9 protein-coding genes are annotated in these 11,182 nt (G+C 50.4%); 3 read left to right on the top strand and 6 right to left on the bottom strand.

Going from position 1 to position 11,182, the window contains the following annotated elements; genetic code table 11:
* Positions 1-165: 165 nt before the first annotated feature.
* From ACN0YR_RS13860 to ACN0YR_RS13845, 4 genes are all read right to left on the bottom strand, one after another.
* A complete protein-coding gene (locus ACN0YR_RS13860) occupies positions 166-1,023 on the bottom strand; it encodes a glycerophosphodiester phosphodiesterase (RefSeq protein ID WP_417849831.1) in 858 nt (285 codons plus the stop codon).
* Positions 1,024-1,107: 84 nt separating this feature from the next.
* A complete protein-coding gene (locus tag ACN0YR_RS13855; protein WP_417849830.1) occupies positions 1,108-2,601 on the bottom strand; it encodes a hypothetical protein in 1,494 nt (497 codons plus the stop codon).
* A 370-nt stretch (positions 2,602-2,971) separates the two neighbouring features.
* A complete protein-coding gene (locus tag ACN0YR_RS13850) occupies positions 2,972-4,711 on the bottom strand; it encodes a phosphate ABC transporter substrate-binding protein (protein ID WP_417849829.1) in 1,740 nt (579 codons plus the stop codon).
* A 61-nt stretch (positions 4,712-4,772) separates the two neighbouring features.
* On the bottom strand, positions 4,773-6,311 hold the full coding sequence (locus tag ACN0YR_RS13845) for a hypothetical protein (RefSeq protein WP_417849828.1): 1,539 nt from the start codon (positions 6,309-6,311) through the stop codon (positions 4,773-4,775).
* 463 nt (positions 6,312-6,774) lie between these two features.
* On the opposite strand from ACN0YR_RS13845, the gene ACN0YR_RS13840 reads away from it, so the two are divergent.
* Positions 6,775-7,650: an RAD55 family ATPase gene (locus tag ACN0YR_RS13840; RefSeq protein ID WP_417849827.1), complete on the top strand. Its 876-nt coding sequence runs from the start codon at positions 6,775-6,777 to the stop codon at positions 7,648-7,650.
* A gap of 109 nt (positions 7,651-7,759) precedes the next feature.
* Here ACN0YR_RS13840 and ACN0YR_RS13835 read toward each other — a convergent pair whose 3' ends face one another.
* Together ACN0YR_RS13835 and ACN0YR_RS13830 are read right to left on the bottom strand one after the other, a co-directional pair.
* On the bottom strand, positions 7,760-8,515 hold the full coding sequence (locus ACN0YR_RS13835) for a class I SAM-dependent methyltransferase (protein WP_417849826.1): 756 nt from the start codon (positions 8,513-8,515) through the stop codon (positions 7,760-7,762).
* A gap of 129 nt (positions 8,516-8,644) precedes the next feature.
* Complete coding sequence (locus ACN0YR_RS13830; RefSeq protein WP_417849825.1) at positions 8,645-9,889, bottom strand: hypothetical protein; 1,245 nt, start codon at positions 9,887-9,889, stop codon at positions 8,645-8,647.
* A 73-nt stretch (positions 9,890-9,962) separates the two neighbouring features.
* Here ACN0YR_RS13830 and gmk point away from each other — a divergent pair, with 73 nt between their 5' ends.
* On the top strand, positions 9,963-10,562 hold the full coding sequence (gmk, locus tag ACN0YR_RS13825) for a guanylate kinase (RefSeq protein ID WP_417849824.1): 600 nt from the start codon (positions 9,963-9,965) through the stop codon (positions 10,560-10,562).
* On the top strand, positions 10,552-10,824 hold the full coding sequence (locus ACN0YR_RS13820; protein WP_417849823.1) for a DNA-directed RNA polymerase subunit omega: 273 nt from the start codon (positions 10,552-10,554) through the stop codon (positions 10,822-10,824). The genes gmk and ACN0YR_RS13820 overlap by 11 nt, the downstream gene beginning before the upstream one ends.
* Positions 10,825-11,182: the final 358 nt, after the last annotated feature.

The raw sequence follows: 11,182 nt of genomic DNA, 5'->3' as shown, positions 1-11,182 counted from the left end.
CCCCACACAACCAATAGACTAAATCACCAATCACCTCAAATCTACTGAAAAACTAAAAGAAAGATGCTCTAGAGCATGTTTCATTAAAGTCTTCAGTGTCATTCAGCGCCCGGCAGGTCACCGGGCGCTGAATGACTATCAAGATGCACTGCGGAGAATGTGCGGTTATTCCGTAGGGAGCCAGTCGCGGCAAAGGTCGGGGAAGTCGGTTGTGAGGCCGACGACTCCCATCTCGACCAGTTGAGGCACCAACTCGGAATCTTTGTCTCGGAGGGTCCAGACGTAGGTGTCATAGCCAGCCTCTTTTGCCTGTTGAACGAGTTCAGCAGTAATTGGAAATTTCGTACTCAGGTTAATTCCATCGGCGTTGGCGGCCTTTGTTTTGGCGATGACCTCGTCAATTGTCTCTTTTTTTCCGTCAGAGAGGTAATAATGCTTCAGGTCCGGGAGAACTTTCTTGGACTCTTTCAGTGTGGATTCGTTGAATGTAATCACGACGAGTTGTTCATCTTTCAATGTGCAGGCGTCGAGGATTCGTTTTAGCGCGGGGACGATTTCTGGACCTGTTTTGATTTCAATGAAGATCCGCTTCCCCTCGGGAATGATTGCGAGAACCTGCTCGAGTGACGGAATCGTCTCATCTTCGAGGAGCTCATCTTTCCAGCGAATTTTGAGCTCTTGCAGTTCGGCAAGTGTGAAGTCTTTGACCGGTCCGACTCCGCTGGTGGTTCGGTCCAGTTTGCTGTCGTGCAGGACAACAATTTGGTCATCTTTCGTCAGGTAAACGTCGATCTCGGTCGCATCAGCCCCCATTTCCCAGGCCCGTTGAACTGCTCTTAATGTGTTTTCTGGTTCATAGCCGGATGCACCGCGGTGAGCGATGATCTCAGTTGCACCGACTGCTGAGGGAAGCAGGAACAGGCCAACCAGACAAAGCCAGCTGAACTTCCACATCGCTGGTTTGTGATGTTCCATCCTGAGGGAGGAGAGAGTCTTCGAAGAAGCTGCAAGCTGTTGTGACATTTAAAATACAACCTGATTTTCTATTAAAGAGGATTGAGCTTGGGTGAACTAATTTTCGGGACACCATACTTGGTGCAGGAGTTGTTACTCGTTGAACTTGAAGGCATAGAGGTCTGCATCTTTGATGACAAAGCGGAGTCGCACAGGTTTTCCGGCAAGGGAAGAGACATCGCTCCCCTGCTTCCAAGTCACCGTGCGAGCGACTTCATTGCCAATTTGCTCTGTAGCATCGGCGAGCGAAAATCCGGGAATCGCTTTTCCGGAAAGGTCTTGGATCTCAACACGTATTCCTCCAGCGGCAGAGGTTCCGAAATTGATCGATAACTCGCTCCCCTGAAACTTGATCGGCTTTGTGATCAGTTCTCCACCTGCATACGCAGCCTGAGCGGACGAAAAACCGTCCAGCCGCAAGGAGTACCTGCGTAAGTGTGAAGTCGGTTGAGCGTAATCCTGATTGAGATAGAGCGACATCTCTGTTGGACTTGTTTGGACGACATTCAAAGCTGGATAATTTGTTCGCGAAACCCAGTTCTGTGCTCCAATCCCAGGGCGCACGAATCCACTTAAGAAGGTTCGGTCATAGAACTTTCCGCCGCGCGATGTCATGAAGACAGCGTCAGAAGTGTCCTTGAAATAGTTTGGTGAGACGTTGAGTGCTTTGGCCTGTTCCGCTGAAAGGACTTGCCGACCGGGCATGAATCGGGCCGCGATTGCAACATACAGGTGAGGAGCACGGAAGTACGGATGGGTTTGATTTGTGTAGAGGTGCTCGATCGGAGCCTCTCCGCCATGATGGCGATACTCCATGAGAACGGGAGCGGACCAGTTCACAAAGTCGTCGCTGGTGGATCGACAGATTCGACGAATTCCATCTTCGAAAACTCGAAAGTAGCAAAGATACTTCTGTTCTTTTTCTGACCAGAATGCGAGGTTCTGTGAATCGAACATATACTTGTACGGGACCATCTTCGTTGAAATGACCGGCTCATCACGAAGCTTCTTCCAGTGGATGCCGTCTGCAGAGACCAATGCCACCAGACCGCTGGTCATTGTTCCGCCGATTGCTTTGTATCGTTGGTCAGCCGGGATTCCCGGGCGTGGATCGAGCATCGGGCAGAAGTTGTGGGTGATCGGTGCAGCGTCCGCAAGGATGACATTGTTCTTCTTGTGACCTTGTACCGTGAAGAAATCGAACTCCGGTTTTTTCCAGTTGATCCCATCTTTTGATTCTGCATAACAATAGACTTCGTCCTTGTCGCCATCCGCTCCCGGTTCAGGGTTCCCTCGGTAGTAGAGCCGATACAGGTCCTCACCATTGGTGTCTTTGTCTTTGATGACGGTGCAATATCCGCAGAACAATCCTTCCCACGGCTGTTCGAAAGTCAGGGCGACACCTTCGTCTCGCGGACGGTTGAGAACCAATTGAACGTTGTCCAATTTGTCGATCAGGAAATGGTCGACCATCAATTCACGACGGCTGCCAATGTCGATCACATTGTCATCCGCACCAACCGAGGGAGTGAAACCCAACGACAGGTGAAGTGTGAGCAAGTAAAAAGCAATGAGTGTAAATCGCATCGAAATAAATCCTTGTCACGGCTGGTCAAAATTCTAGAGCATTTTCAATGCTTGTCGTTCCGGTGCAGGTCAATTGCAAGACTTCACAGGCTGCTCGCCACGAGGCAAAATGGAAATATGAAAATTGGAATTGCTCTCGCGTCGGTTCTTCATCGTAATCGTTTCTGAGTCCGCCTGCATCTCTTCCGGTACTTTGAGGTTAGTAAAGTGGGAGAGGCAAGCAGCAGTTCTCTGTTTGTTCAGCAAGCTTATAATTCAGGCCAGCTTTAACAGCCCCTCTCGGGTTCGGTAGGTCGCGCTGCCACGCTGTTCAAGAATCAATATTGAATTGATGCCAGTGTTAACGAGACCAGTGTTATAGTCAGTCGACTTACTGTTCTGAGATGGGAAACTGATTGAAGAGAACGCACCAGTTCCATAAAGGATAGGGCTGGCCTGCACGGGTTCCGTAGGCGTCATCAGCAAAATGGTAGATAGCCTTTTCGGAATCGGAATCCCGCAGGTTTCCGTAGGAGAAGGCACGCAGTGCAGTCAGGTTCTGTCCCGTAGCGAACGGCTTGTTGTTTCGGAGTTCGCGATTTTGAAAACGCAATGCAGTCATCCCGTTGACAGTTTTATCATTTTTATCATTGGCTGTCTGAATGAGCCGAATCGGTGCACGTGCGTAAGCTTCCCCTGAAAGCATGTTGGAGACGTAAAAGACTCCTTCAGCGATGAGAGGTTTCAGTCGATCATCATCGATTGCCTCTACAAGCAGGTCTGTAGTCGGTTCGTCGTCGATCTTGGGACCTTTTTGGATATCGAGAATCGTCCCGATTCGATCAGCATATGGAAGCCCATAGCTGAGCGTCGGTGTGGCCTCTGTTTTAAGAGGTGAGGTCAACTCAATTCGCAGCGACGTCGGTGATTGTACGGTGATCTCTGCGATTTCCAAGACTGCTCGATCCGCGTCTCGAATTTGGAATCCATAGAGCGAGTGAAAGCCTTTATTCATCGGATAGCGTTGAGCAGGTAGAAATGTCTCATCCAGAACAAGCGGTGGGCGTGGGACCAGGAACTCGACCAGCACGCTTTTTCGATCCGGTGCAACAATTGCTTTTCGCGGGCGGAGAGGTTCCCATTTTTCATCTTCCTGCAAAACGCGGTGAACGACTTTAGCTACTTGCTCGCCATACCAGCGTTGACCGTCGGCGGAGAGATGAATCGGATCGCCGTACCTTCCTGAGTAGCGGCTGTTGGCTGCGCTCGGCACCATGTAGTGCGGGCCGACCATTGAAATGTTCGGGTCACGGTCGGCAGCCATCAATTGTGCTTCACCAGCGGCGCCTTGAGTCTGATAGGTAAACATTGGGATTTCGTCGGCTTGCCCTGTGACCAACTGCAGGTCGCGAGACCATTGATTGCGGTATTCGATCAGCCTGTCTCGATACCACTGTTGCCCATCTGGTCGAGTCAATTCTTCTCCCCATCGACTCGGGTTGATTCCCCCCTTGGGGCCGCCATTTGCTTCCCCCTGCATCCAGATCAACGCTGCGATGGAAAATTTCTTGCCCATCGATTCTGCTTGAGCTTTCGCGCGACGGGCATCATCGAGGCTGGTCTTGTAGTAGCCGCCGCCGTGCTGGCGTGACTCTGGAGTTCGTGGATCTGTCGACTGATCGATGCTGGAAAGCTCATCAATCAGGCGACCACCCTGCCCTGCGTAGGCGGTCAGGAAATGAGGTGATTCTGCCTTCGACTTGTCTTTGCTCAGGTTGGAGTCGGTGAACTGGGATTTCAAGTGATCAGCCAGCCCATTGGCGATCGTTTCACCCAGTCCGCCATGTTTCGTAGCGGAGAGAGGTACAAACTTGAACTGCTCTTCGGAGCGATCTTCAGGGGTCTGGCAGTGATCACCATACATCCAGGTACGCACTCCTCGTTTGAATCGATAGTTCCCCCAACCTTGATCGGTTGGTGTCACAACAGGTAATGACTCGGCACCTTCGCAGAGTGATTGTCCCATCATCCACAAGCCAACGATGTCCGCTTTGAGAGTCGGCTGTTCTTCAGAAAAGCAGTCAGTTGTGAACATCACAACAATAAGAAACGGGGAGCAGAACTGTTTCATGATGGGGGACCGGTCCTGTTGAATTACAACATCGGAAATAGCTGAGGGATTTCGTGGAAGCCTACTTCTGGAGGTAAATTGCGTAGACTTTTGCAGGGCTCCCAACAGGGAAACGAACTCTCAACGCTCGCTTTCTCGCGGAACTTGCTGGCTTGGACCATTCAACAGGAACGCGAAGACCGCTTATTGAAACTTTCGTTGAGTATCCCGGGATCGGCTCCGCTCGCTGATCCAGAAGTTCGACGGTCAGCTCATCATCAGCGGAGAGTCCCGCGACGTTCAGGGAGATTTTTTCGTTCTCATCGAGTTCGAAAAAATCGGTGATGAATTCTGAATCGTTGTCATCTTCCTGAGCAGAAAGGAAGCCGAAGCCATCTCGCCGCAAGGTCGCCAGTCCGATCTCCATGGCCTTGAGGTTTCCGGATGTGTCCCAGTGAGAATACCAGATCATGGTTTTGTCACCCTCATTGACGAAGGCGTGACCTTGTAGCAACGCTGTGTCGTCCCATGTCCCCGGTTCACCTCGAGGGATCACTTTGAAATTAGGAACTGGTTCGCGGTAATGCACTCCGTCGTTACTGATGACGAGACCAAGATCGATGTGTACCCCCTTGTTCCAGTTTTCCCCTTTTTCCGGTTTGGTTGACGCGTTCTGCCACATCCCGTGCAGCCCGACCATCACATTCCCACGGTTCCACAGTCCCATTCCCATGTGCATTTGCTCACCTTCGACAGGAGGGTTTGTGAGTTGCCCCGGACGGGAATAGGCGTGAGCGGTCGCTTGCGACCAGTTTTTGAAATCAGATGAGCGAAACGCCAGGACGTTTCGACCGGTTTTGCTCCCATCAGGTCGCCATGTCCAGGGTGAGAGGAGTTGCCCGGTCGAATAGTAAAAGTCGCCGAAGCGATAGAGTGACGATACCTCAAAGCGTTCGCCTCCCGCATTGGCTGGGCGATCACCGACAACTTTCCAGCTTAGGCCGTCGGCGCTGGTCGCGCAAATTGTTGTCCCGACGCGGTGTTCTTTGACACCGATGTTGCTCATGCCTCCCTTGATGTCGTCGTACGGCATGTGCGCAATGTAAGCGACTTTGTATCGACGGTTCGGATTAGGGTCGTTCGGTTCATACAAGACCGATAGAAAATCATTCACACGGGTCATTGAATGGATTGGTGATTCGATCAGGCAGATGTTGTTTTTTTTGTTGCCATTGAACTCAACAAGTCCCAATTCAGGCTTGGTCCAGTTAATGCCGTCCTGACTCTCCGCGTAGCACATTGGTCTCCACCAACCGGGAGCCTGCCCTTTTTCAATTTCGGTTTGGATCATTCCGAGGTACCACATTCTGAATGTCTCTCCATCTTTGATGACGGTGCCGTACAGAATGGCATGGCCATGATCCGGGGCTCCCTTTGGTCCTCGACGCAAAACGGGATTGCCAGAATGTTTCTCAGCTTCGACCAGCGACACCTTCAGGTTGTGGCGCCACGGAATACTGTGATCGTCAAACGCAAAGAAGACCCGTTCATCAGCCTGTGTTGGCGAAAGGTTTGCCACGCACGACAGAGTGAGTATGAAAAGTATGACGCGAAAGTTCATCGGTTTTCCTTTAAGCGGCAATTTGAACAACAATACGAGAACCAAATTGAAAACCTCGCTGACAGTCGCTTCTCGCAAAGTTTGAGAGAACAGCTTCTGGGGGCAAGGTTCAAGGTCAGTTCGAATAAGGAGGATAATAATCTCGAATGATCATAACGAGTTCGTATCAATTTTTCGTGATGAGTTCCCTCAGGGAAATCTCCGAACGATCAACCTCTTCTTCGTTGCCTCTTCATCGGAGTTTCTATTTCGTGGTTATTTGAATTGCCGCGCGCACCTGTCGTTCTAATTTTCTTGACTCCCAAAGTGGAGAACCTGCTGTCTCATGGAGAACAGCAATTTCGCTGGGAAACACGTTCTATTCGTGCACACGGTAGAGCAAACTGCTCTGGTCTATTCGCAAGTGACTGCAGTTCCGGTATTCTGTCGACTTTCCAAAATACTGAGGATTGAAGAAGAGCAAATGCGTCAAAGCACCGGAATTACTGAATTGGATGAGATGCTTGGTGGCGGATTGTTGCCGGGAGCGTTGACGGTTGTCCTAGGAGCGACCGGGATCGGCAAAACTCAATTAGGCCTTCAGTACCTGCATCAAGGGAAAGAGCAGGAAGGGGAGACGGGGATCATTTTCGATATGACCTCGCGCGGAGATACCCAGTCTCACGCAGACTATGCGATGCGTCTCTTTGACTGGACTCTTCGCGAACGCCCTCAGGAATTGATAGGCACGCTTCCAAGTGACATCTGGAAACCGGAAGTTGCTCGTTGGGATGCGTTGCACCAGTTTCAGCGGACCGGTCGTCGAGTGACAATGACCGACATGGACTTCGATCAGAAGAAAGAATGGAAGGCGGATCTCAATCGGAAATTGGCTGAGACCATTGCATTCTTCTATGGGAATTTTTGTCAGGGAGTCCGTCGCTGTGTCATTGATGGGATTGAGCCGACAGATCGTGCAAGTGATTCATTTCAGTTTGAACTGTTTGAATACATCTACCATCAAATATTGCGGAAAGATGCAGACTGGGTTGCGCGCGATTTCTTCCGTATCGAGTTTCGAAAAAACGAAGAGCAGGTTCAGAAGCATTTTTACGAATGGAATTCCATCGGTTGCCTGATGCTCTGTACGACTCACGAAGTGATGCTGGACGATCTGCTGACTCGGCAAATCGAAAGTGGCGACGTCCTCGCAAATGCAAACACAATCATCCTGATGGGAAAGGTTCGCGAAGGCTCCCAGATGGGGCGAGCTTTGCACGTCGCCAAACATCGTGGCAGCGCATGTGACGACTCCATCCGCCCCTATGAGATTGTCGAATCCGGTTTGAAACTGCTGTAGGAGCAGCTTGCTCTACCGTGTGCCCGTGAAGAACACATTTCTCTAGAAAAAATGCTGTTCGCCACGAAGCCGAACCTGCAAACCAAATCGAAAGATGCTCTAACAGCAGCTATTTCTTTTCGAAAATGACAACGTGCTGTCGAGGGAGTTTTCGGAAGGTCTCCAGGTATTTGAGTCCGTGATCCTTGATTAGCGCTTCTTTTTTAACTTGTGCTTCGGACATTTTGTGAACAAGTTTGATTGGGACTTTCGGATCTTCCAGGCGGTACTCGACAAACGCGACTCGTCCACCTTTTTTAAGTGACTTTGCGATCTCGTTGAGCATCTCATACGGGAAGTCAAATTCATGGTACACGTCGACCATGACCACCAGATCGACAGATTCTGCTTCGAGTTTGGGCGACTTGGTTGTTCCCAAAACTCCTTTAACATTCTTGATGCCGAGCAGCCTCAGCTTGTTTTGAAGTGCAGTCAGCATTTCTGGTTGAATATCGACCGCCAAGACTTCTCCTTCCTCGCCAACTGCTTTGGACAGCAAAACACTGATGACTCCGGAGCCGGCTCCGATATCTGCCACGCTCATGCCCGGTTTGATTTTCAGGCCTTCAATCAACAGTGAGAGTCGCTCTTCTTCTTCTCGTGTTTCTCGCTCGAGCCATCGAATCCCTTGATGCCCCATGACGTGTGCGATCTCTCGTCCCAGATAGAACTTCCCGATGCCATTGGGGTCGTGGCGAATATTGAATGTGTATCGCTCGGATTGCTCTTCCTCATTTTTCGCAGCTTCGTCTTGAGCAAAGATGAGCGAAGGGGGAGCGACAAAGCACATCAGTAAGAGAATGAATAGTGATGGTCGGAAAGTCATATGGGACAGCCTGTCATGATGAAATGAGAACAATAAAGCGTCGCTCATCGAGACCAGAGACGCAAGAGCAAGTGGTTCGCCCCGCACTTCAGTTGCGGGGTGAATCGCAATGATCTGTTCAAGTTTTGCTTATTCCAGTTCGGCTTTGAGTTTTAGCAGAATTCGAAAGTCTTCGACTTCGTAATCGAGACCAACCTTGTCGCACGATTCTTTCAATAGCTGATCGATAGTGGCCTGTTCGAGTTCAATGGAAATTTTTTGTCCCAGGTCGATACCGGCATTGCTGAATTCTTGCGCGTTGTAGCGGACTTCGATTCCCTGTTGTTGAAGAGTCGCCATTAAGCTTCCAAATGGCTTGCGGACCATTTTCAGAGTAAACGTTCGCTGGTTCAGCGGCCTGGATTCAGGGTCTCCGCTCATGGGGCGGCGTGGTTGCTTCTCGCCAACAAGCACTGCGACAGCTTCGTGTTCTTCTAAGAGACCGGAGAATGCAATTCGGCTCCCGGAGCGTTGAACTTCAAGGTTTGGAAAGTTCCGTCTCACCAGCGAGAGGGCATCTGCGACAGGCATCCCACGCGGACGATGTTCTCCTTCGATGCCGACACGAGGGGTTTCAGGGACAATGCGGATCGTCTCTGAGTCGATCCATTCGAAAGAGAGTTGAAATTGAGTCAGCAAAATCGTGAGCGATTCGACGAGGTTTGGGTAAGTCAGGGTTCCGTGAAACCATAAGTCGTGTGGAACATCTTCGAGGTTTTCAATCTTGAGCTTGTATCGCGAGGCGACTTGCTCCAGGACTTCGCGCGGAGTGGAAAGATCGTCCCATTTCAATTCGTACCGCCTGAGAACTTCGAACTGACGTTTAGGAGTGAATCCTTCAATCTCATCGAATTTCCGACGAGCGATTGCACAACGAGTTCGCAGTAAATTTGTCGACTCCGGAGGTCCGATAATCAGGGAGTCACCTACGACAGAAACTTCCAGGCCGATTTGTTTAACGAGTGAGCGGATTCCCGCATCAAAGGTGTTCTCCGAAATCGCGATGTTGACCCGCTGGCTCGGATCGACCCGACGGTCAAGAAGTATCGCGACCTCACGTTCCTGAGCGAGTCGCTGAAGGTAGTCCTGAAGGATCGCCCGTTCGCCATTGGCGATCAGTGCACGGTTGATGGCACTCTGGAACTGCGATTCGCGCAAGAGCCTCGGTTGGTCATCACTGGCTCCGGCAGCATTGACGATCAAAAAAAGAAACAGGCAGAACAGAGAATTCCTGATCTGAGCAATCATCATTAAACTGCTTGGAAATGACGTTTGGAGTCGATAAGTTGTCGTTTTGGTTTGCATATTCGCTTTGTCGATTCGGATCCAATCCATTTAGCATTGCTTCTTTTTTACAAAACATCAATCATTTTGTGTTGATACGTCTGTTCGTTATTTCGGTTTTTCTGTGAACAATTCAGTCAATGATCCCTGTCGCGTCGCTGTCCTCTCTGGCCCTAGTGGGAGTGGGAAGACCACGATTGTTGGTCGAATCCTGAGTGATTCGGCCGTCCCCATACAAATGGCAGTCTCCGCGACCACGCGCCCTCCCCGTCAGAACGAAGTTGACGGAACCCATTACTACTTCTTGTCTTCGGATGAATTCCAGACACGTCGGGACGCCGGCGATTTTGTGGAATGTGCCGAAGTTCACCGGAGTGGATTCTGGTACGGGACGCTGAAAAGCGAAGTACAACGAATTCAGGATTCCGGAAGCTGGGTGCTTCTGGAGATTGACGTTGAGGGGGCCTTGCAGGTTATGAAGATTTACCCCGATGCGACCTCCTTGTTTTTGATGACACCCTCAGTTGACGAATATGAGCGACGCCTGCAGAGTCGTGGTACCGAATCTGAGGAAGTGATACAACGGAGGTTGCGGACTGCGGCGGAAGAGCTAAAATCGGCAGATTCGTATCGGCACCATATCATCAACGATGATCTCGACAGAGCTGTCCAGGAAATCTGTGACGTTCTGGAGGCGAGGGAGAAAGATTTTTATGCTCGATGAGCTCAAAGAAGACGACATCGCTAAAAAAGTTGGTGGAAAATTCAAACTCTCGACTCTGATTCAAAAGCGTCTCGTTCAATTGAATCGCGGAGCTCCTCCGCTCGTTGAGTGTCAGGGAAAACCATCGATGGCGACTGTGATTGAAGAGATTCTCACAGACAAAATCTATCTCGATACATCAGAGAACGTTGTCATTACACCCGATGACGCACCTGATCTCGAAAAAATGCTGATGGAAGAAGTCCCCGACTTCGACAATTAGTCTCCGCTTTCTGAGGCTGATTTTTGATTAGATTCTGAAGCGCAGGCTTGTTTCCAGATCGGTCGCTGCGGCGATTGATTGTGGTTCACCCTTTCGCCACGGCTCGCGGTACGTCTTGTCTCTGTGTCTTTTTGTGATTGGCGAGCGTCTTGAAGTCTCCAGCAGATGCGTTTGTGTGTGCCTCAATACCGCTTGCAAACTCTTTGCATCCTCAAAGCCAATGACCGTCGGGCCTTGTTCCAGTGACTCTTGGCCTCTTCTGGGGCACATTTCCTTCGTCTCGAATGTTCCACATCATCGAGAACATTTCATCTGAGTCGGTTTGAGTCTTCTCGTTGATTTTCCACGTGGCAGCCGT

The sequence above is a fragment of the Thalassoglobus sp. genome (genome assembly GCF_048270125.1).
Classification (GTDB): domain Bacteria; phylum Planctomycetota; class Planctomycetia; order Planctomycetales; family Planctomycetaceae; genus Thalassoglobus.
The sequence above is the reverse complement of the archived record's forward strand: the minus strand, read 5'-3'. Positions and strand labels throughout refer to the sequence as shown.